Origin of the sequence: Bacillus infantis, assembly GCF_050107595.1 — a bacterium.
Classification (GTDB): Bacteria; Bacillota; Bacilli; order Bacillales; family Cytobacillaceae; genus Bacillus_AB; species Bacillus_AB infantis_C.
Genome location: NZ_JBNILH010000001.1, coordinates 515,650 through 536,812, shown reverse-complemented (window position 1 = coordinate 536,812; position 21,163 = coordinate 515,650). Strand labels below are relative to the sequence as shown.

Annotated in this window: 25 protein-coding genes and 1 other RNA gene; 5 read left to right on the top strand and 21 right to left on the bottom strand. The window is 47.1% G+C overall.

Going from position 1 to position 21,163, the window contains the following annotated elements; translation table 11 throughout:
- Window positions 1-3: 3 nt before the first annotated feature.
- From dxs to accB, 8 genes are all read right to left on the bottom strand, one after another.
- Complete coding sequence (gene dxs / locus ACQCVH_RS02695; protein ID WP_426834324.1) at window positions 4-1,896, bottom strand: 1-deoxy-D-xylulose-5-phosphate synthase; 1,893 nt, start codon at window positions 1,894-1,896, stop codon at window positions 4-6.
- Window positions 1,897-2,251: 355 nt separating this feature from the next.
- Complete coding sequence (locus ACQCVH_RS02690; RefSeq protein WP_426834323.1) at window positions 2,252-3,148, bottom strand: polyprenyl synthetase family protein; 897 nt, start codon at window positions 3,146-3,148, stop codon at window positions 2,252-2,254.
- On the bottom strand, window positions 3,148-3,381 hold the full coding sequence (locus ACQCVH_RS02685) for an exodeoxyribonuclease VII small subunit (protein WP_426834322.1): 234 nt from the start codon (window positions 3,379-3,381) through the stop codon (window positions 3,148-3,150). Before ACQCVH_RS02685 ends, ACQCVH_RS02690 begins: the two co-directional genes overlap by 1 nt.
- 5 nt (window positions 3,382-3,386) lie before the next feature.
- Window positions 3,387-4,727, bottom strand: a complete 1,341-nt coding sequence (gene xseA, locus ACQCVH_RS02680) for an exodeoxyribonuclease VII large subunit (protein WP_426834321.1) — start codon at window positions 4,725-4,727, stop codon at window positions 3,387-3,389.
- 199 nt (window positions 4,728-4,926) lie between these two features.
- The gene (gene nusB, locus ACQCVH_RS02675) at window positions 4,927-5,319 is read right to left on the bottom strand and encodes a transcription antitermination factor NusB (RefSeq protein ID WP_426834320.1); all 393 of its coding nucleotides are present in this window, start codon (window positions 5,317-5,319) and stop codon (window positions 4,927-4,929) included.
- A gap of 217 nt (window positions 5,320-5,536) precedes the next feature.
- Window positions 5,537-5,941, bottom strand: a complete 405-nt coding sequence (locus ACQCVH_RS02670; protein WP_426834319.1) for an Asp23/Gls24 family envelope stress response protein — start codon at window positions 5,939-5,941, stop codon at window positions 5,537-5,539.
- A 14-nt stretch (window positions 5,942-5,955) separates the two neighbouring features.
- Window positions 5,956-7,314: an acetyl-CoA carboxylase biotin carboxylase subunit gene (gene accC, locus ACQCVH_RS02665; protein ID WP_426834318.1), complete on the bottom strand. Its 1,359-nt coding sequence runs from the start codon at window positions 7,312-7,314 to the stop codon at window positions 5,956-5,958.
- Between the two features lie 12 nt (window positions 7,315-7,326).
- Window positions 7,327-7,824 (bottom strand): acetyl-CoA carboxylase biotin carboxyl carrier protein, encoded by a 498-nt coding sequence (accB, locus tag ACQCVH_RS02660; protein WP_426834317.1) that lies wholly within the window; start codon window positions 7,822-7,824, stop codon window positions 7,327-7,329.
- Window positions 7,825-7,952: 128 nt separating this feature from the next.
- On the opposite strand from accB, the gene ACQCVH_RS02655 reads away from it, so the two are divergent.
- Window positions 7,953-9,530: a methyl-accepting chemotaxis protein gene (locus ACQCVH_RS02655; protein WP_426834316.1), complete on the top strand. Its 1,578-nt coding sequence runs from the start codon at window positions 7,953-7,955 to the stop codon at window positions 9,528-9,530.
- A gap of 328 nt (window positions 9,531-9,858) precedes the next feature.
- Here ACQCVH_RS02655 and ACQCVH_RS02650 read toward each other — a convergent pair whose 3' ends face one another.
- Genes ACQCVH_RS02650 through spoIIIAA form a run of 8 tightly spaced genes read right to left on the bottom strand, consistent with a single transcriptional unit; the run spans window position 9,859 to window position 15,067 of the window.
- Complete coding sequence (locus ACQCVH_RS02650) at window positions 9,859-10,422, bottom strand: SpoIIIAH-like family protein (protein ID WP_224899202.1); 564 nt, start codon at window positions 10,420-10,422, stop codon at window positions 9,859-9,861.
- Window position 10,423: 1 nt separating this feature from the next.
- Window positions 10,424-11,089 carry a stage III sporulation protein AG gene (gene spoIIIAG, locus ACQCVH_RS02645; protein WP_426834315.1) on the bottom strand — a complete coding sequence of 222 codons (666 nt, stop codon included), beginning with the start codon at window positions 11,087-11,089 and terminating at the stop codon, window positions 10,424-10,426.
- Window positions 11,089-11,709, bottom strand: a complete 621-nt coding sequence (gene spoIIIAF, locus ACQCVH_RS02640) for a stage III sporulation protein AF (RefSeq protein WP_426834314.1) — start codon at window positions 11,707-11,709, stop codon at window positions 11,089-11,091. The genes spoIIIAG and spoIIIAF overlap by 1 nt, the downstream gene beginning before the upstream one ends.
- A gap of 11 nt (window positions 11,710-11,720) precedes the next feature.
- Window positions 11,721-12,920, bottom strand: a complete 1,200-nt coding sequence (gene spoIIIAE / locus ACQCVH_RS02635) for a stage III sporulation protein AE (protein ID WP_224899195.1) — start codon at window positions 12,918-12,920, stop codon at window positions 11,721-11,723.
- Between the two features lie 38 nt (window positions 12,921-12,958).
- A complete protein-coding gene (spoIIIAD, locus tag ACQCVH_RS02630; protein ID WP_224899334.1) occupies window positions 12,959-13,348 on the bottom strand; it encodes a stage III sporulation protein AD in 390 nt (129 codons plus the stop codon).
- Between the two features lie 14 nt (window positions 13,349-13,362).
- Window positions 13,363-13,569 (bottom strand): stage III sporulation protein AC, encoded by a 207-nt coding sequence (spoIIIAC, locus tag ACQCVH_RS02625; RefSeq protein ID WP_009794945.1) that lies wholly within the window; start codon window positions 13,567-13,569, stop codon window positions 13,363-13,365.
- A gap of 56 nt (window positions 13,570-13,625) precedes the next feature.
- Window positions 13,626-14,141: a stage III sporulation protein SpoIIIAB gene (spoIIIAB, locus tag ACQCVH_RS02620; protein ID WP_426834313.1), complete on the bottom strand. Its 516-nt coding sequence runs from the start codon at window positions 14,139-14,141 to the stop codon at window positions 13,626-13,628.
- Window positions 14,138-15,067, bottom strand: a complete 930-nt coding sequence (spoIIIAA, locus tag ACQCVH_RS02615; RefSeq protein WP_426834312.1) for a stage III sporulation protein AA — start codon at window positions 15,065-15,067, stop codon at window positions 14,138-14,140. The genes spoIIIAB and spoIIIAA overlap by 4 nt, the downstream gene beginning before the upstream one ends.
- A gap of 187 nt (window positions 15,068-15,254) precedes the next feature.
- Between spoIIIAA and ACQCVH_RS02610 the strand changes: the two genes are divergently transcribed.
- Together ACQCVH_RS02610 and ACQCVH_RS02605 are read left to right on the top strand one after the other, a co-directional pair.
- Window positions 15,255-15,980, top strand: coding sequence for a hypothetical protein (locus tag ACQCVH_RS02610; RefSeq protein ID WP_426834311.1), 726 nt, complete (start codon window positions 15,255-15,257; stop codon window positions 15,978-15,980).
- A 69-nt stretch (window positions 15,981-16,049) separates the two neighbouring features.
- Complete coding sequence (locus tag ACQCVH_RS02605) at window positions 16,050-16,715, top strand: SIMPL domain-containing protein (protein WP_426834310.1); 666 nt, start codon at window positions 16,050-16,052, stop codon at window positions 16,713-16,715.
- Between the two features lie 41 nt (window positions 16,716-16,756).
- Here the strand turns inward: ACQCVH_RS02605 and ssrS are convergent.
- A non-coding RNA gene (ssrS, locus tag ACQCVH_RS02600) (6S RNA) lies at window positions 16,757-16,939 on the bottom strand.
- 125 nt (window positions 16,940-17,064) lie between these two features.
- Here ssrS and ACQCVH_RS02595 point away from each other — a divergent pair.
- Window positions 17,065-17,226: a hypothetical protein gene (locus ACQCVH_RS02595; RefSeq protein WP_426834309.1), complete on the top strand. Its 162-nt coding sequence runs from the start codon at window positions 17,065-17,067 to the stop codon at window positions 17,224-17,226.
- Window positions 17,227-17,285: 59 nt separating this feature from the next.
- On the opposite strand, the gene efp is transcribed toward ACQCVH_RS02595, so the two are convergent.
- The 4 genes from efp to ACQCVH_RS02575 form a co-directional block, all read right to left on the bottom strand.
- Window positions 17,286-17,843: an elongation factor P gene (gene efp / locus ACQCVH_RS02590; RefSeq protein ID WP_009794939.1), complete on the bottom strand. Its 558-nt coding sequence runs from the start codon at window positions 17,841-17,843 to the stop codon at window positions 17,286-17,288.
- A 24-nt stretch (window positions 17,844-17,867) separates the two neighbouring features.
- Window positions 17,868-18,929, bottom strand: a complete 1,062-nt coding sequence (locus tag ACQCVH_RS02585) for a M24 family metallopeptidase (protein WP_426834308.1) — start codon at window positions 18,927-18,929, stop codon at window positions 17,868-17,870.
- Window position 18,930: 1 nt separating this feature from the next.
- The gene (gene aroQ / locus ACQCVH_RS02580) at window positions 18,931-19,371 is read right to left on the bottom strand and encodes a type II 3-dehydroquinate dehydratase (RefSeq protein ID WP_426834307.1); all 441 of its coding nucleotides are present in this window, start codon (window positions 19,369-19,371) and stop codon (window positions 18,931-18,933) included.
- A 77-nt stretch (window positions 19,372-19,448) separates the two neighbouring features.
- The gene (locus ACQCVH_RS02575; RefSeq protein ID WP_224899174.1) at window positions 19,449-19,964 is read right to left on the bottom strand and encodes a YqhR family membrane protein; all 516 of its coding nucleotides are present in this window, start codon (window positions 19,962-19,964) and stop codon (window positions 19,449-19,451) included.
- A 242-nt stretch (window positions 19,965-20,206) separates the two neighbouring features.
- Here ACQCVH_RS02575 and ACQCVH_RS02570 point away from each other — a divergent pair, with 242 nt between their 5' ends.
- Entirely contained in the window at window positions 20,207-21,151 is a 945-nt protein-coding gene (locus tag ACQCVH_RS02570; protein ID WP_426834306.1) for a DUF1385 domain-containing protein, read from the top strand.
- Window positions 21,152-21,163: the final 12 nt, after the last annotated feature.

The window sequence follows — 21,163 nt, the reverse complement described above, 5'->3', positions numbered from 1 at the left end:
CTGTTAAGCCCTTTTTTGTTTTTTTCTCGCCAGCTTTGCGAGCTTTTGAACGGCCATCTCGGAGGTCAGGCCGATTTCTTCGAGCAATTCCTTTACGCTTCCATGTTCAATATACTCATCAGGGATTCCCATGCGTTCGACAGCTGCCTGATGGAACCCGTTTTCATGGGCAAACTCAAGGACGGCGCTTCCGAATCCGCCCTGCAGGATAGCTTCTTCTATAGTTAGTATCGGCATATTCAAACTTAATATTTCTGACAGCATCTTCTTGTCAAGCGGCTTGATGAACCTGGCATTGACGACTTTTATTGAGTAGCCCTGCCTTTCCAGCTGATCTGCTGCTTCCATCGCCATCGGGATCGTTGTACCAAAGGTAAGGATTGCAGCATCGTCCCCTTCCTTCAGCACTTCCCAAGTGCCGATAGGAATCTTGATCAGTGTCTCATCCATCGGTACACCAATTCCGTTGCCTCTTGGGAAGCGCATCGCAATCGGGCCGTCATCATATGCAAGAGCTGTGTTGACCATATGCTGGCCTTCATTTTCATCTTTTGGCATCATCATGACCAGATTCGGCACATGCCTCATGAAGGCGATATCAAAGACACCCTGATGGGTTTCACCGTCAGCGCCCACAAGGCCTGCCCGGTCGATACCGATGAAGACATTCAGGTTCTGGCGGCAGATGTCATGCACAACCTGGTCATAGGCGCGCTGCAGGAAGGTCGAATAGATAGCCAGGAACGGCTTCATATTTTGTGTGGCAAGCCCTGCTGCGACAGTTGTTGCATGCTGCTCCGCTATCCCCACATCAAACATGCGGTCCGGGAACTCGCCGGCAAAGCCCTCAAGCTTTGATCCGACAGGCATGGCAGGAGTGATTGCAACGATCCTGCTGTCCTCTCTCGCCAGCTTCCTCACAGTTTCACTGACAAGCTTGCTCCAGGCAGGCGGAGGGTTGATCGGTTTGACAAAGTCACCTGTGTCAATTTTGTATGGGCCTGTCCCGTGCCAAGTCCCGACTTTATCCTTTTCAGCAGGGGAATATCCTTTCCCCTTCTTGGTGATCACGTGCAGAAGGACCGGGCCTTCTGTTTTCTTTGCATAGCTGAGCGTTTCAAACAGTTCTTCGAAATTGTGGCCATCGATCGGGCCTAAGTACGTAAAACCCATTTCCTCAAAAAACATGCCTGAAACCAATAGATATTTCAAACTGTCTTTTACTCTTTCAGCAGTTGAAGCAAGCTTTCCGCCGACTGCAGGGACTTTTTTGAGCAGAAGCTCGAGCTCATCCTTCACCCACTGGTATTTGCCGGCTGTCCGGAGTTTTCCGAGAACATTGTGCAGGGCCCCGACATTTGGTGCGATCGACATTTCATTATCATTGAGGATAACAATCATATTCTTTTGCTCATGTCCGATATGATTGAGCGCTTCAAGAGCCATCCCGCCTGTCAGTGCACCATCCCCGATGATCGGGACGATATGGGAGTCCTCTTTTTTCAAATCCCTCGCAATAACCATGCCCATGGCTGCTGATAAAGAAGTCGAGCTGTGCCCGGTCTCCCACACATCATGCTCGCTTTCAATCCGCTTCGGAAAGCCGCAAAGGCCTTTATATTGCCTGAGCGTATCAAATTCGCAGGCTCTGCCTGTAAGGATCTTATGGACATAAGACTGGTGGCCCACATCCCAAAGAAACTTATCCTTCGGGCTTTCAAAGCATTTATGAAGGGCAATCGTCAGTTCGACGACACCCAGGTTGGGTCCGATATGTCCGCCTGTTACTGAAAGTTTTTCTATAAGAAAATTTCTGATATCCTGGCTGAGATCTTCCAGTTCTTTATTTGAGAGCCCTTTTAAAAATGAAGGGTCCTTAATTGATAATAGATCCATGTCTTGGATCACTCACTTTCATTTCTTTTTAAAACTCTGTTGTTATGGATTCTCTTTTATTATAACGATATGACAAGTTTCCACAACAAAATAAAGCATATTCCCTGCATTGTACCATAAGAGTAACGCATTGCACCCGTTTTTCCAACTGATTTCCCTTTTGCGGCATCTACACCTGCTGAAAGGCAGGGGCAGTTTAAATAACAAAAGCTTAAAGCTGCAGCATGCAAACAGGGAACTCTGCACTATCAACAAGCTGCAACATCAATACATCCTATCCAAAGAAAAAGCCGTCGGCCCGATGCGGCAAACGGCTTCCATCTCATATCCGGCATTTACCGGAAATGCCAATAAATCAGTGATCTCTGTTCGCCACCAGATTGGTTATCTCCTCCAGCAGCTGGATTTCAAGGCCTGTTTCCTGCAGCCGGGCCTTTGCCATCCTTATATGATGTTCAAGCGCCTGGTTTGCCCCTTCCATTGTAAGAATGGATGGGTAGGTGCTTTTATTGTTGGTCTCATCGCTGCCAACCGGCTTTCCAAGGACCTCTTCATTTCCTTCCAGGTCAAGGATATCATCCCTGATTTGGAAAGCAAGGCCAAGATGGTGGGCAAATTCATTCAGGCTATTCAGCTTGCTTTCCTCTGCACGCGAGAGGAGGGCTCCTGCCGCAACACTGAATGCAAGGAGCTTGCCTGTTTTGTGCACATGTATGTATTCAAGCTCTTCAAGGTCAAGGTCTTTGTCCTCTCCTTCAATATCTGCCGTCTGCCCGCCGACCATGCCTTCAGCACCCGAAGCCCTGGCAAGCTCATTGATCAGAGCCAGTTTCACTTCCGCATCAGCATGCTCAGGAGCTATCTGTGCAAGAAGCTGGAAGCTGTATGTGAGCAGTGCATCTCCAGCAAGGATGGCATTTGCCTCGCCAAACACCTTATGGCTGGTCGGCTTCCCCCTCCTGAGATCATCATCATCCATGCTTGGGAGGTCATCATGTATAAGAGAGTAGGTATGGATCATCTCCACAGCAGCGGCAGCCTGCAGGCCTTTTTTTGTATCTTCCCCAAAAGCCTTCAGGGTAGCGAATACGAGGAGCGGCCTGATCCTTTTGCCCCCTGCCTGGAGGGAATAATGCATGGCCTCCTTCAGCACCTCCGGGGCGGCAAGCCTGCCGATACTTTCCTCAAGCTCACGCTCAAGCATCTTTATATGGACCTCTGAAAAAGAATCAAGCTGTACATCCGGCACCATTATTCCTCCTCCTCAACGACAAACGGTTCTTTCTTGCCTTCTTCAGTCAGAACCTCCGTCAGCTGTTCTTCCACCCTTTGCAGTTTATCATGGCACAGCTTTGACAGCTCCATGCCCTGCTTATAGATGGTAATGGCCTCTTCGAGCGGCACATCGCCTTCTTCCAGCTTTTCTACAATTCCTTCAAGCTTATTCATCGCTTCTTCGAATGTGAGTTTTTCTTCTGCAGCCATTTTTATCACTCCTCTTTGCCTGTCACCTTGCAATTAAAAGTTCCATCTGCCAATTTCACTTGGACATCATCGCCCTTTTCAACCTGGGAGACACTCTTCAGGAGCCTGCCTTCCCCGCTGTAGGCCAAGCTGTAGCCCCTGTCCATAATCTTAAGCGGACTCAGTGCCTCAAGGGTAGAAACCATACCGCCGAATTCCTTCTGCTTCTTGGTCAAAACCTCTTTCATAGCTCTGCCGAGTGCACGGTTGCCGCGTAAATGAGTTTCCTTCGCTTCGTTGTACAAATCTTTCGGATGATTCCTCAGAAGCCTTTGCAGCAGCCTGTCCCGCTCCTCGCTTTTCAGCTCTGCAAGCCTGCCTGCGCTTCTTTTAAGCTGTTCTGTCATCCTGTCTGCCTGTTCAAGCTTTTGTTCATACAGCCGCTGCGGGTAGCGGAAGGCATAAGATTTCTGAAGCCTGCCCAATCGTTCCCTCTGCAGAACTGCCCTTTCCTTCATCGCCCTGATAAGCCTGGACTGGCGGTTTAAAATCCGTTCAGCCAATTCATCGATATGCGGAACCGCAATTTCGGCCGCCCCGGTTGGTGTGGGCGCCCGGCGGTCGGCGGCAAAATCGGCAATTGTAAAGTCGGTTTCATGCCCCACAGCCGATATGACCGGAATGGAAGATCCAACGATCGCTCTGGCTACCTGCTCTTCATTGAAGGCCCACAGCTCTTCGATCGAACCTCCGCCCCGCCCGGCAATCAGGACATCAGCCTCGGCCTGCCGGTTTGCAAGTTCGATGGCACCAGCGACAGAAGGAGCTGCCTGAGCGCCCTGTACAAGTGCCGGATAGATCAATATATTGGCAATCGGAAAGCGCCTTTTTATTGTTGTGATGATATCTCTTACTGCAGCTCCTGTCGGAGAGGTTATAACTCCGACTGTTTTCGGGAATTTCGGGATGGGCCTTTTGCGTTCTGGAGCAAACAGCCCCTCTTTCTGGAGCCTTTCCTTCAGCTGCTCAAAGGCCAGGAAAAGATCCCCTACTCCATCCGGCTGCATCTGCTTGACATAAATCTGATACTGCCCGCTCGGCTCGTAGACGGAGATTTCACCGCTGATCAGGACCTTCATTCCGTTCTCAGGTTCAAACTTCACTGAACGTGCAGAACTGGAAAACATGACTGCCAGGATCCGGGATTTCTCATCCTTCAGCGTGAAGTACATATGTCCGCTTGAATGCCTCTTGAAATTAGAGATTTCGCCTTTGACAAAAATCTCCTGCAGATGCGGATCATGGTCGAATTTTCGTTTTATGTATTTAGTAAGAGCGCCTACGGTCAGATAACGCTTTTCCTTCATAGCATACTCCTTTTAAAGGGCTGGGTATCCAAATGCAATTTGCCGTTTGTGTATAATAATCTAAACAGCGTAAAAAGCCCTTCCCTATTATAAGTTTAAATAAGGCCATCCGTCACGCCAAAACGGCTGCATATCGCACATTTAAACTGGATAGAGACAGGGCAATTAATGCTTACGTAAAGCCTGGAAAGGCAGAACATTAAGCTTCCAGGCTATCCTTCACCTTCGAGAGAACGCCGTTGATGAAACGGCTGGACTGGTCATCGCCAAATATCTTCGCAATTTCAATCGCCTCATCAATGACAACATTTGCAGGGACGTCTTTGCTGTATTTCAGCTCATAGACCCCTTGGCGGAGAAGGTTGCGATCAACTGTTGCAAGGCGTTCCAGCTTCCATTTTTCAAGATACTGTTTGATCATATTGTCAATTTCCTCTTTATTTTCCAGGACACCGGTTACCAGAAGTGTGAGATAGTCGTCGCTTTCTTCTCCCTCGAGCACATGGTCGATTGCTTCCGAAGGGTCTGCCTGGCTCACATCAATCTGAAACAGGGCCTGTAATGCTTTTTCTCTCGCTGTTCTTCTTTTCATTATATTCTTTAACTCCTTTTAGGCATCTTTGTCCAAATAAACATAAGAAGATAATAGCATAAGTAAAGCAGGTTCGCACAGCCTTCATCAATATTTTTGCCATTATGCCTTAGATTCATAGGTGTTTTTTGATACTATCTGCAAGAAAGTTCCATATCCTTCATCAGGTCCAGTAATGGAAAGAGCCAAAGACATTAGCTGTCTTTGGCTCTTCTGATCAGATTTCCTGTTCAACTTCCGGCTCAAGCTTCTGGTTCTCGAATAAAATGCCCACCACATGAATATTGATTTCCTGTGCTTCAAGAGCAGTCATATTCAACAAAGCCTGGCGGATATTATCCTGGATTTCCTGGGCCACGGCAGGGATGGAGATGCCAAATTTCATCAGACAGTACACCTCGACCTTGATGCCCTCCTCAGTCAATTCAACCTTGACGCCTTTACCATGATTTTTCTTGCCTAAACGCTCGACGACTCCTGAGGCGAAATTGCCGCGCATCTGTGCAACTCCTTCTACCTCAGAGGCAGCGATTCCTGCAATCACTTCAATCACTTCAGGAGCTATTTCTACTTTTCCATGCCCAGTGTTTCCCTGGCTCATTTCCAAAATGTTCTCGCTCATTACAGCACCTCCGGTTAATCTTCAGACTTCATCACTTCGTACATCTCAAGGAACTTGGTATTGAACTGTCCTTCCACAAATTTCTCGTGGCTGAGCAGCTTAAGATGGAATGGAATGGTCGTGTGTACGCCTTCGACCACAAATTCGCTTAAAGCCCTCTTCATGCGGGAAATGGCTTCTTCCCGGCTGCTGCCATAAGTAATGACCTTCGCAATCATGCTGTCATAATAAGGCGGAATCATATAGCCCGGATAGGCTGCAGAATCGACCCGGACACCAAGGCCTCCTGGAGGCAGATACATACTGATCCTCCCGGCTGAAGGCATAAAGTTCTTCTCCGGGTTTTCCGCATTGATCCTGCATTCGATCGCCCAGCCATTGAAAGTAACTTCGTCCTGGCGAAGGGCAAGTTTTTCACCGGATGCCACCTTGATCTGTTCTTTGATCAGATCCACTCCCGTCACCATTTCTGTGACAGGATGCTCTACCTGTATCCTGGTATTCATTTCCATGAAATAGAACTTTCGGTTCTGATAGTCATATATAAATTCTACAGTGCCGGCGCCTGTATAATCAACCGCTTTTGCAGCTTTAACGGCGGCTGCCCCCATTTCTTCACGGATTTCTCCGTCGAGTGCAGGAGATGGCGTCTCTTCAAGGAGTTTTTGAAGCCTTCTTTGAATCGAGCAGTCCCTCTCGCCTAAATGAAGCGTATTGCCATAATTATCAGCAAGCACCTGAATTTCCACATGGCGAAAATCTTCTATATATTTTTCAATGTAAACGCCAGGATTGCCAAAAGCAGTCAGGGCCTCCTGCTGGGTGATATTGATTCCCTTCACCAGCTCTTCCTCGGTGCGGGCTACACGGATTCCTTTACCTCCACCGCCGGCCGTCGCCTTGATGATAACGGGATAATCAATTTTTTCGGCCAGTGCCTTGGCATCATCCACATCCTTTATGACACCCTGTGAACCAGGGACAATCGGCACTCCCGCTTCTCTCATTGTTTCACGGGCAATATCCTTTGTGCCCATTTTATTGATGGCTTCGGGAGTCGGGCCGACAAAGATGATGTTGCATTCACGGCACAACTCTGCAAAAGCAGCATTTTCCGCCAGGAATCCATAGCCGGGATGGATGGCATCACACCCTGTCAGTTTAGCAACACTAATGATATTCGTAAAGTTAAGATAGCTGTCTTTGGAGGCTGTCGGACCGATGCAGTATGCTTCATCAGCCAATTGTACATGCAATGCTTCTTTATCAGCTTCCGAATAGACAGCAACAGATTCTATGTCCATTTCTTTGCAGGCACGGATGATCCGTACAGCAATTTCCCCTCTGTTTGCAATTAGTAATTTTTTTATCATCGAAAGCTCTCCTTACTCAGGCTTCACCAAAAATAATGGCTGTCCGTATTCGACCAGCTGGCCGTCTTTCACCAGTATTTCCACAATTTCCCCATTCACTTCTGCTTCAATTTCGTTGAACAGCTTCATTGCTTCAACAATGCATACGACAGAATCCTTGGAAACTTTTGAACCTGCCTTGACGTATACATCAGCATCCGGAGACGGAGAAGCATAGAAAGTCCCCACCATTGGCGAAGTGATTTTATGTAAGCCAGCATCCTGTACAGTTTCTTTTGGAGCTTCCTGAACGGCAGCCGGGGCTGCCTCCTGAATTGGAGCTGCAGGCGCAGCAGGCTGCTGGACAGGAATCTCAACGGCTCTTTGGACTGCTGCAGGCTGAACAACAGCCTCTGCCAGCGCGCTTTTTTTCATTTTTATTTTTGATCCTTCATGCTCATATTCAAATTCATCAATTGTAGACTGATCAACCAGTTTAATCAGCTCGCGTATTTCTTGTACTTTTAACATACCATTCGGCACCCCTTGTCCTAAATAAATTATGACTAGATACTAATATCATACGATAAGACCACACCAAAGTTCAACCGGCTTCTTTCAAGCTGCAGGACCTTTTTGCATTCTGCCCTTCTATTTTAATGTTTTTTTCAATTTTTGTGAAATTCCGCAGAGGAAATATGCCTATGCACAGCGAAACTTACAGCATTAGACTTTTTTCGACGGAGGAAACCATAATGGAAAAGCTTGAGAGCATAAAAAGGGAAGATTTGGCCCGGAAAAATTCACTGATTGTCAAATCGACTTTTGTAAGCGTTATACTGGCTGCTGCTGTAGATATTATAATGAAAAAGGAACTGGCTGTCATCCTTGCCATTCTGATTGCCGGGGGCATAGGCTTCTGCGTTGTCTGGATGCTGCACCGCATTCCATCCGCCATTCATATCGTTCCGTACACAAGCATGATCCTGATTACTGCCGTCATGTTCATCATCATGGAAAACAGCGTCTCGCCAACAGCTTTTTTCCTCGCATATTTCATCATTGCTGCGGCAGCCATCTATATGGATACACTCTTGCTCTGGCTGGCTTTTTTGCTTGGAATCTTACTCATAACAATCTTTGCAGCACTACACCATGACATCCTTCCATTGGAAATGAAAAATTATGTGACTGTTTATCTGCTTTATCTATTAGTAACTGTACTACTTTCATTTCAATTCTCCATTTCGCGCAAGCTGGCCGAGAACATTGTTCTTTCTCAGGAAAAGACAGCACAGCTGCTGAAAATCGACCAGGAGATCAGGAAGGCCATAGGCAAGAGTACAGCTGATATTTCTGAAATGATCGAACAGGTGAAAGAGAGGAGCGGCCAAAACTTTGAGGCTGCATATTCCATGTCCCACTCGATCGCCGAGGTTTCCGCCGGAATGCAGACCCAGGCCGGGGCAATCATGGGAATCAACCAATCATTGGCAGTTGCAAACAAGCAGGCAGAAGATACTACCACCCTTTCGGAAAAACTCCATCAGGATGCAGCTGCTGCCGAGCTGATCACCCAAACAGGCGATGCCCTGGTAGGCAGATTGGCTGAAGAAATGAGCATATCTTATGAGGAGATGCAGAGTGCAATTGTGAAGATGAGCAGCCTTTCACTGCGGATACAGGATACCGCGGCGTTTACCGATTCAATCCAGGAAATAGCATCTCAGACAAATATGCTTGCATTGAATGCATCCATTGAGGCTGCCAGAGCAGGAGAACGCGGGAAGGGATTCGCAGTAGTGGCAGATGAAGTCAGAAAGCTCGCCGACCTGACAAGGAAAACGGCCATCCTGATTTCTGAAAATCTGCAGGAGGTAATTTCAGAGACAGAAGCCGCCAAAGAAGACCTGGGAGCTGCAGGAAAAACCATTACCGGCAACCTGACACTCACTTCAGATACCCAGCAGGCGTTTGAGGAGATTTTCACAGCCTTCATCAGACTGAAAGAGGATATTGCAAGATACAGCTCCATGACTAGGCAAATCAAGGAATCTTCCCATTCGATCGGGAATGCAGTCACAGAATTCAGCTCTGTGATCGAGCAGGCAAGCTCCGCCCTCGAAGAGCTTTCCGCCTCTGTCGGAGAGCAGGCAAAACAAAACGAAAACATATTCTCATCGATAAAAAAGGCGCATCATTCACTGGAGGAACTAGTGGAGTTTCAGAAAAAGTAGGCTGATACTCAACAAATTCCACCTCTCCCTGCATGCTTATCATATGTCAAAGGAAATAAAAAGGCAGCACACCACTGGATGCACTGCCTTTTTATAGTGGACCTGCAAATCGGGCAAGAGGGCTGCAAGCGCCTCCCGCTTTTCTTTTGTCCAGCTCCGGCTCCTAGGTGCTCGAGTCATAAGTCACTTTGGAACCGAAGGCAAAGGACGCCTTCAATTCCAAAGCGCCTTATGCTTGAGGCCCGCAGGATGCGGGTCATGCAGGCGTTGCCACAGGACGTGGCGCATTTAGCCTGCGTTCCTTGTTGGAACAGTCGCCTCCGCTTTTCTATTTCCCAGGTTCAAATTCTACTGATGCTACCTGGAGCTGCGGGATTTCGCCTTTTACCATTTGAATGATTTCGTTAGCGGCTGTTGGCGAGTGTTCTTTTGATTTGATGGTGATGCGGACTTTTTCTCCGTCTGCCCTTACAAGGACGTCCTCATAGTCCATGGCTTTGATGACTGTTTCAAGGAGAATTTCTTTTTGGGCAACATCTCTAAGCTGATCGATTTTTTCCTTCGCTTCGTTTCGTTCCTCAGCGGAAAGATCTGTGGATGCCATGACATTGGTCAGTTCCTCTTCCATCCGGCTGCGCTCATCCTCCATCTGCATGCGGAGCGTTTCGAACATTTCATCGCTGGAAACCCCGGAGATAACTGTTTCGCCATCTTCTGAAGCAGTTTCTTCAGCTGAGGACTCTTTTGCCCCTGCGGTTTCTTCATTTGCCTTTTCCTCGACTGCGGCCAGATCATTGCTTTTTTGTTCAGGTGTAGTAATGTAGTAGACAGAGAGCACGACGACTAAACTTAGCATAGTTAAAAGCCAGACTGTTTGTTTTTTCAATAGCATTTCAGGATTCCCCCTTAGATTTTTTTGGCATTACAGCTACACGGTGGCTTGGCACATCCAGCGACCGCGTGACAGCCTCAATGATCCACTTTTTTACTTGTATGTTATCGGCCCCTTTAGCGACGACGAGTACTCCCCGTATAACAGGCTTCTTCGTTTCAACCACTATCGGAACCTCTTTTTCTCCATCTCTGATAATCACCAGCTGGTCTTCCTTGGACAAATCCTCCACTTTCCTTTTTCCGCCCTCCCGATCCGTTTCATCGGTCGTTTGGGACTTCGTTGTGGAGTTCTTTTCCAATACCTTCTTCTCGGTCGCATCCACATTGACAACAACAGTAACATCGTCCACACCAATAATGGAATCGAGCGCTTCCTTCAGCTGGGCTTCATAAGCTTTTTCGTAATCAGTAATAGACACGTTCCCGCCGGTATTCTTCTGGCCAAAGGCCGGGACATCTTCAGCTTCCTTCCCTCCCTGGCTGCTGAAAGCCGGAAGCACCCCGCCAGCTGCTTCCTCCTTGAAAAAGGAGCTGCTGATGAGCATGATCGCTGCCCCGAACAATAAGGCAATCAGCAAATATTGATATTTTCCCTGCTTCTTATTTTCACCGCTTCCCATCAGGTGTTTCTTTATCCAAGCCAGCGGCCCCTTTTCATTGTCCATTAATCCTTGTTCCCCCCTTCTATCATGACTTCGATAGATTCTTCCTTTATATTCCATTTTTGAGCAAGAAGTGAAGCGATATTGTTTGATTCATCTGTTTCTGTGCTAGATGGAAAGGGTTGATTCGTATTGATTTCTACCATGGAGACCACTTCGACTGCTTTTTCTTCAGGAACATGCTGCCTTAGCTGGATGGCGACCCTCTCAAGATTTTCCGGGAAGGCACTCTGATCATTTTCATCCACGATTAGACTGACATCTTCAATTTCCAATCCGTACTGGTCCATCAGCTCCTTTTCTGCGTCCGTTTTCATTTGGACAGCCATTTCTTCTAAAATATATGCACTGGTTGAAGCTTGTATTTCTTTTTTCTTCATTTCTATTAAATTTTCCATATTATCATCTTCCGCTGTTTCAAAAACATTGATTTTCCCAATGGCTTCTTCAAGATCCTGCGTAAACAGCTTGAGGACCGGAGACAGGATGATTGTGATCAGCAGCAGCCCGGTTACCATCTTCGTATACTTCTGCAGGCTTGAATTCGGCAGGAGCATGTCCACAACAGTAGCCAGCAGAACAAATAATATGATGTTTGTAACCCACTCTTTTATAAAATCCATATCGGTCACCCCTATCTCATCATCATGGTCAGATTTCCTGCAGCGATTATGACGGTTATGCTTAGGAAAAACATAAGAGACACAAGGGCGAGTGCCGCAAATACGTAAATGACGCTCTTGCTGATGATGTCGAGGCAGGCGATGACCGGGCCCCCGCCGAGCGGCTGGAGAACAGCTGCTGCAAATTTATATATAAAAGCAATCATAAGAATTTTGATTGCCGGAAACGCTGCGATGATCAGCAGAATCGCGACTCCCGCGATCCCGACTGTATTTTTCAAAAGCACTGATGCACTGATGACCGTATCTGTAGCATCCGTGAACATCCTTCCGATTACGGGGATGAAATTTCCTGTGATGAATTTCGCTGTCCTCAAGGTCACCCCGTCCGTGATTGCGGCAGAAGCACCCTGCACTGAGATGACTCCAAGGAAAATGGTCACGAACAATCCCAAAAGGCCTATGCTCCAGTTCCGCAGAAGATTGGCAAGCTGCGTCACCTTGTAATTCTCTGAAAGGACACTCACAATGCTGAGGACCGCCGAAAGAAACAGAAGGGGCAGCACCGCATACTGAATGAACATACCGCTGATATTCATCAAGAACAGTATGACAGGGTGAAAAAATGCAGCTGACACCAGGCCGCCTGACGAAGCGATCAGAGCCAAAAGGAGCGGGACAAGAGCCAGGATGAAAGATGTCATCGTGCTGATGGCTTCGATGCTGTAATCAACCGCAACCCGGAAGCTGTTCAGTGCGATGATCACCAGAACCATAAAGATGATGGAATAGGCGGCCTTGCTGACAGAGCTCTTTTCAAAAGAATTCTGAAGGGACTGCAGAAACATGCTGAAGACTGTCAGGATGATGAGAGACCCGAGAAGCTTCCCATTGACGAGAAACTCATGAAAGAGAAACTTCATTCCCCCGAGCATCCACTCTTTCAGGGAAAACTCTTTATCTCCCTTAATAAATTCATATAAACTGCCTTTCTGGCTTTCCGGCAAAAAGCCGCCATATTCAGTTGAAACTTTTTCCCAAAAACCTTTCAGCTCATCAAGCTCAAGGGTTTCAAGCTGGGCCTCAACCAGCGCCTCAGCCCCCCTGGGCCCGTTCTCTCCTTCGTTTTCCCCGGAGGCTTGTACAACTGGCATCACACAGAAGGTGGCGAGAAATAATACTAGAAAAATAAACGGCAGCCGCTGCTTCATCTTTTCACCTCATTTAAAGAAACATGATTGCTGGGACATCAACTGGGAATCAGCTGAATGATCGTTTCTATCAGAACAGTCAGGATTGGGATAGCCATCGCCAGGATCAGTATTTTGCCGCCGAGCTCAATCTTTGATGCGATTGCACCCTGTCCTGCATCCTTCGTTATCTGAGCGGCAAATTCAGCTATATAAGCAATCCCGATGATTTTAAGGATCGTTTCTACATAGACAAGATTCACCTTGGCATTAACTGCAATTTTCTCAAGCATGTGGATGATGGCATAAATCTGGTCAACGAGAAACAGGAAAATGCTGCATCCGGTAAAGACAACGAGCAGAAAGGCAAAGTTGGGCTTCTGCTCTTTTACTACAAGGGCTAGGAATGTTGCTACCAGCGAGATACCTGCTATCTGAAAGATCTCAATCGCTGAGCCCTCCCTTATCCTTGAAATAAAAAGACCGACTTAATTTTCTGGAAGAGATCGTCCACAATCGAGGCGACCATAAACAAGATATAGATAAAACCGAATAAGGTGACCCACTGTGCGTACTCTTTCTTTCCGACCTGGTCCAGAATGGTGTGCAAAAAGGCGACTACAATGCCGACCCCGGCAATTTTAAAAATAATATCAACCTCTAATCCCATCATTTCTCCTCCTATACGCTGCTTTAATATTCCTTGCATCGTGTGCGAGCCCTGATTTAAATCAATAGAATGATCAACAGGAGACCTGACAGGAATCCAAGGCTTTTTACCATTCGTTCGTATTTTGCCTGTCTTTCATAGGCATCAGCTTCTTCCCTTTCCAAATGGGAGAGTGCCAGCATGATTTGTTTTTGCTGGGAAAACCGGTCATGGCGGCCGAGTGTCTCCCCGAACTGCTTCATGATCTCAAATTCTCCCTGCTTGAAGGCCGTCAGCTTCCATACCTCTTTCAGGCTTTCTTCCCAGGCAGCCTTGACTGTTGTTTCCGAATCTGTAAGCTTCTTTGAGAAAGATTCAAAAAACCAGGACAGCGGCTTCGAAAGCTGGGCAGCCAGCCTTCTTGCCGCTTCATGGAGCGGTGTATGGCCGTACATGATTTCAGCTTCCAGCGATTGAAGCGCGGATTTAAGCTGCCGCAGCTGGCGCGGCCTTTCGTTCAAATGCTTTGATGCCTCAAACCCCGCCCATGTAGTGGCCAGGATAATGAAACAGGCGCCGATGATCTTCATCATGCCAGGTTCACCGCCGCTTCCCTGTGGATTTCCCTGCCTGACTTGTCCAGGATTGATGCAATATTCCCCGGGCCGCCTGTCCGGTCCAGAATCACATATCTTTCAAAAATTCCGCTTTCAAGGATTTGCTTTAATGTCGGCCTGTTCTTTATTTCCTCCCATGAACGTCCATGGGTTGTCATCATCAGCTTGATGCCCGCATGGACAGCCTCCATGATGGCCTCCCCATCCTCTTGCCTCCCAATTTCATCAACGAGCAGGACATCCGGGCTCATGGAACGGATCATCATCATCATCCCCTCCGCCTTTGGGCAGGCATCAAGGACATCCACCCTCGGGCCAAAGGTCATCTGGGGAATGCCGCTGACACTTCCGGCAATCTCGGACCGCTCGTCCACTATGCCGGCCTTCTGTGCCGGAATAGCTGGTTTCGGTGCACCAGAGGAGACGATCCGGGCAATATCCCTGAGCAGCGTTGTCTTGCCTGTCTGCGGCGGGCCGACGATCATAGTGTGGAGCCAGCCGCTGCTATATAAATAGGGAATCAGCCTGTCTGCTGTCCCGATTTTCTCTCTAGCCACCCTGATATTAAAGGAAGAGATATCACGGATGGCCTTGACCTTCCCTCCATCCAGAATGACTTTTCCGGCAAGCCCGACCCGGTGCCCGCCCTCTATTGTGATATAGCCCCTCTTAAGCTCTTCTTCCAATGTGTAGATTGAAAAATGGCTGATTTTATTCATTAAATGGACAGCATCTTCTGCACCAACTGTATAGGGCAGGAAGCAGGGGATTCCTTTGGCTGTCACTTCAAGCGGCCTGCCAATCCTGATCCTGATTTCCTCAAGATGCTCCATCATTTCAGGAGGGACATTTTTCAGCTTGTCTGATAGATTTTTTGGCAAAAAGGCTGCAACTGTTTCCACAAAAATCCTCCTTATAGCTTTACTGTCTTTTATTTTCGCTACTAAGAAATGTATGTCGTTCCAGGAGCAATATGACAATATTTGTCCCTTTTCTATAAATGGATTATTCAGTGGAAACAAAGGAAGAGATTCTTTATCAAGCAGAAAATATGGGTATCATGAATAATGGCAGGGAAAGGAGAGGAATATGCTGTTTACTAGGTATAAAGAGGAAATTCAGAAGCTTCCTTTTAAAAATATATATACAAAAAAAGATCTGCTGCATCCAGGATTGCTGATTGAAGAATATGGTGCTCTCCAGATCTATTACTCGCCCCATAATGAATATGTGAATAGCAGGGCTAAAGTGTTGATACTTGGCATTACGCCTGGATGGGCGCAAATGAACAAAAGCATCACGCTCGCAAGGCATTTGATTGGAAAGGTTCCTGACTCAGAGGTGCTGAAGAGGGTGAAAGCAGAAGGGCGCTTTTCAGGGCCCATGAGAAAAAATCTGGCGGAAATGCTGGACAGCATCGGCCTGCCGGAGCGGATGGGACTTGATCATTCGATGATGCTTTTCCACGAAGCGGATACACTCCTCCATACATGCTCACTTGTGAAATATCCTGCTTTTTATAAAGGAATGAACTATACTGGCCATAGCCCCGAATTGAGCAAAAGCCCTTTTCTGACTGGCTATGCTGAGGAAACACTCAAAACTGACATCATGCCGCTTGATTCCCCCCTGATCATCCCCCTGGGAAAAGCGGCAGACAGCATATTGGCTGGATGGATTAAGATCGGACTGATTAATCCTGAAAATTGCCTGTACGGATTTCCCCATCCATCAGGAGCAAACGGACATCGTTTCAGGCAGCTGGAGGAGAGAAAAGAAGAACTCTCAGATAAAATCAGGCGGTATTTTCGTTGATGATTTTGTTCTGCCGCCCGGCATACTCCAATAACTTAAAGAAAGAATAGCTTTTGGGGAGGAGAGTAAATGTATAAAAATCATGGAATATCAGGACAGCCCGTACAGAAACAGGGCCGGAATACGATCAGGGTTGCAGGAAAGGGAACTGTCGAGGCAAAGCCGAATAAGGCGGAAACTATCTTTGGCGTATCAGCCGAAAGCAGTTCCTTGGCAGAGGCACAAGCTGAAGCCGCCCATACAATCGCCGGTATAAAGGCTGGATTGATCAGGATTGGGATACCGGAAGAAAACATCCAGACAAAGGACTATTCCGTTTTTCCGCAATATGATTTTCAGGATGGCAAGCAGATTTTCAGAGGATATAAAGCAGAGCATTTATTGAGGGTGATTGTATCGCCTGTTGAAGCTGCCGGCAGGGTATTGGATACTGCTGCAGAAAATGGAGCAAATATCATTTCTTCTGTCAGGCTTTTAGCGGACGATGGAAAGTGGCAGAAGCAGGCATTGTCTCTCGCAGTCATTGATGCCTATGAGAAGGCTTCTGTCATCGCAAAAACTCTGAATGTACAGCTGGTTAAAACACCAGTGTCAGTCACTGAAGGAAACATTGCCCCCGGCCAGCCAATACCATGGGAAGCCGGCCAGTTTGTCAAAAGTGCGGCCGCTGGTACTTCAATAGAACCTGGCACTACGGAAATTACTGCCTATGTGACAGCGGAGTTTGTTTATTAAAAAAAGCAACAGCCGATTGGCCATTGCTTTGGGATAACCTTATTAGGGCCGCAGTTGCCGCCGATTTATATGGAGTTTCAAACCTGCTCCAACAGGTGGGTGTCCGCAGGAATTCTTTCCGTATGTCCTCCATGCAGAGGCATGCCGTCCTGATTCCGATATAGGGCTCCCTATTACTACATAAAGGTTGAAACTTCATATACAAACGAACAACGCAGCTTGCAATAATTATATTACAATAACATTACCAAAAAGGCAATAGCTTTAAGCCATTTTTTCATATGCTGGAGTAGAATAGCACATACTAAAGAGAGCGCGGCAAATAGAGGACCGAAAGGATGGCTACTGAATGGTAAATGAAAATCATGATAAATTTTTAAAAGAGCAGCGGGATCTGGATCAGTATCTTGGCGGAACAAAAAGCAACAGGAAGCAGGCATCCTCTGACCCGGAATATAATAACCCGGGGAATACCGATCAATCTCCGGGGACAACCGGAAGGAAACTTTAACTGGATGCAATAAAAAATACCCGCCGGCCTGAAGCCATGCGGGTATTCCTTTTCACCGATTATGCCCTGGATACATAAGAGCTTTCAGTTGTGTTGATGATCAGCACATCTCCCTGGTTGATGAAGAAAGGAACCTGTACAATCAGGCCTGTTTCAAGTGTGGCAGGCTTAGTTCCGCCAGAAGCAGTATCACCTTTGATTCCAGGCTCAGTTTCTGTCACTTCAAGCTCAACAGTGTTTGGAAGTTCAACACCAAGCGTTTCTCCCTGATACATCATGATCTGTACTTCCATATTTTCTTTCAGGAACTTCAGCTCATACTCGATTGAGTTTTCAGGCAGTTCAATTTGCTCGTAGGACTCGTTGTCCATGAATACGTGCTGATCCCCGCTTGCATACAAATATTGCATCCTGCGGTTGTCAATCTGGGCCTTTCCTACCTTCTCGCCGGCACGGAAAGTTTTTTCCTGGATAGCGCCGGTTCGGAGATTGCGGAGCTTTGAACGAACAAACGCTGCGCCTTTCCCTGGCTTAACATGCTGGAAATCCATTACTCTCCAAATGCCGTTATCTACTTCGATGGTCAATCCTGTACGAAAATCATTTACAGAAATCATGTGTTATGTCCTCCTAATATGCAATTACAGAATGATTAGTTCTTTAGTTGAATGAGTCAGCTTTTCGTTATGGTCCTTAGTAATGATTGTATCATCCTCAATGCGCACCCCGCCTAGCCCAGGGATATAGATGCCTGGTTCGACTGTAACAACCATTCCTTCTTCAAGAATGACATCAGATCTGGATGCAAGCCCAGGCCCCTCGTGGACCTCAAGCCCGATTCCATGTCCTGTGGAATGGCCGAAATACTCGCCATAGCCTTTGCTGCTGATATGGTCGCGCGTAAGGGCGTCGGCTTCCTTACCGGAAATGCCCGGTTTGATGCCCTCGAGCCCCTTCAGCTGTGCTTCAAGGACAATATGGTATATGTCCTTCAGCTTGCTGTCCGGCTCACCCACAGCAAGGGTGCGGGTAATGTCGGATACATAGCCATTATAATAGGCGCCGAAATCAAGTGTAACCATGTCCCCTTTTTCAATCACCTTATCGCTTGCCACTCCGTGCGGAAGGGCAGATCTGTATCCGGAAGCAACAATGATGTCAAAAGAAGAAGAGGCTGCACCTGCTTTTCTCATAAAGAATTCCAGTTCATTCGAAACCTCCAGCTCTGTCCTGCCGGGGCGTATATAGTCCAGAATATGAGTATATGCCTTGTCGGCAATGCTCGCAGCTTCCTTTAATATCTTAATCTCTGAATCCGTCTTAATCAAGCGTAACTTTTCAATTGCTCCGCTTACTGGAACAAGCTCTGCTTCCACTGCTGCTTCATAGGCTTTGAAGGAGGCAAATGATACATGTTCCTGCTCAAAGCCAAGCTTCTGGATCCCAAGATTCCTGGCCTGCCTGGCCGCCTCTTCAACGATATTGCCTGAATGCTGAACGATTTCAAATCCTTCACACTGCTTCCCCGCCTGTTCGACATAGCGGAAATCGGTGATGAACTGTGCTTTTTCCCCGCTGATCAGCACCAGTCCTGCAGAGCCGGTGAAACCGGTTAAATATCTTCTGTTATAATTGCTTGTAACCAGCATCCCATCAATTGAATGCTGTCCAAATGCGGCGCGAAGCTTCTGTAGTTTCTCCATCCTAATTTCTCCCCTTTTCCAGTAGTGCGGCAAATGCCAGCTCATATCCCTTGAGCCCCAAGCCGACGATCTGACCCGCCGTAACCACTGCTGTGACAGACACATGGCGGAATGGCTCACGGGCATGGATATTCGATATATGTACTTCGATGACAGGCACGCTTATGCCTGCTATGCAGTCCCGGAGGCTGTAGCTGTAATGTGTAAATGCCCCGGGATTAAAGATCACGCCATCGACTCCGGCTTCGTTCGCTTCGTAAAGCTTGTCGATAAGCACCCCTTCATGATTGGACTGGCAGGCTTCCAGTTCTGCCCCGTATTCGCGGGCCAGCTCTGCAATCCGCTCTTCCAGCTGCTTCAGTGTGGTCTCTCCATAAATACCGGGCTCCCGCTTGCCCAGCATATTCAGGTTCGGCCCGTTTAATAGTAGTATTTTTGTCATAATCAGGCTCCCGTGAAAAAAGAATGTCCATAAGAACATTCTATCACAATTGAAAACGGCAGCACACCGAAACCATATTATGTTGCAGCTTCTTTTTCCTTATCTTCCCTGAACCTGATCTCATTTTCTTCATAAGAAATGGAGAAGCCGACGAATACTCCATAAAGAATATAAAAACAGACAGAGGCAATGATTGTATTTTTATCCAGGTCCCTCAGCGGGCTTATGCCTGGAAAAATGGGATTCAGCACAAGAAAGACCAGCAGGAAAAGTGCAATTCCGTAGGCTGCCCCCGCAAAGATGCTTTTGATCTTTCTAAGCAGGGCATAATAGATGATTGCTGCCCCGATGGAGACAATCCCGATGAATACAAGCGAAATGACCGTACCAAGCCACGTCTTCTTCCATCCCCCTATAGCCCATGGCTCCAGGATAACCCTCGGATGGATTTCAGTCAGGTTAAAAACGTAAGCCAGGTAAGCCAGCCCGCTCCAAAGCACTCCCCCGACAAATCCAGTGATGATGACCATAGCCATGAAGGACATCGGCTTTTCCCTCTGATTTTGTTCAAGCTTTTCATGTTCTTCCTTCATTTTTCCACCTCCATTGCTTAGTATGCCCATGGTTATTTTTTCAATCACAACTAAACCAAAAATTGAAGGTTCATCTGCCGCGGGAAAAAACCTTACTTTTGCTCAGCTCTAGAGGTTTTATCCGTTTTTTAGTAGAATAAATATAGGTACATTCAGCTTATGCAAAAAGTGCCTTGCAGGCACGATCCACTTTTTTCAATATGCTGTTTCGGCCCAGTACACAATAGGTTGGTGTTACATATATGTCTAAAGATCAAAAGCCCGTTTATGGCGGCCAGGCAGTTGTTGAAGGCGTCATGTTTGGCGGCAAGCATCATTATGTTACAGCTGTCAGAAGGAAGGATGAATCTATCGAATACTTCCATCTGCCGAGAAAATCAAACCCATCCCTCCGGACAATCAAGAAAATCCCCTTTCTGAGAGGGATAGCAGCAATCATTGAAGCCAGTGCGAACGGTTCGAAACACTTGAATTTCTCAACAGAGAGATTTGATCTTGATCCAAGCGAGGATCATACCTTAAAAGAACAGGAGCCATCCAAGCTCACCATGTGGCTCGGCGTGGCAGCCATCGGGGTCATTTCCTTCCTGTTTGGAAAATTTATCTTCACCCTTGTTCCCGTATTCCTGGCGGCCTTGACAAAGCCGGTTTTTCCAAGCGATTTTGCACAGGTATTGGTAGAAGGATTTTTCAAGCTCATTCTTCTCCTTGGCTATATTTATTTCGTTTCATTGACCCCGATTATCAGACGGGTGTTTCAGTATCATGGTGCAGAGCATAAAGTAATAAATGCTTTTGAGAACGGCAAGGAGCTGACGGTCGAAAATGTTCAGGCCCAGTCCAGACTCCATTATCGCTGCGGCAGCAGCTTTATCCTCTTTACCGTCATTGTCGGCGTTTTCATTTATATGTTTGTGCCGACGGATCCGCTTTGGGTCAGGATTTTAAACCGCCTAGCCCTGATTCCCGCCGTTCTCGGCATTTCATTTGAGGTCCTGCAGCTGACGAATAAGGTCAGGCATGTGCCTGTCCTGAAATGGCTCGGCCTTCCCGGACTCTGGCTTCAGCTATTGACGACCAAAGAACCGGATGATAAACAGACAGAAGTTGCCATTCTTTCGTTTAACGAACTGTTAAAAAAGGAAAAGGAAACCGAGGACACTAATAAAACAGAAGAAATTGTATAAGATATAGTTTAA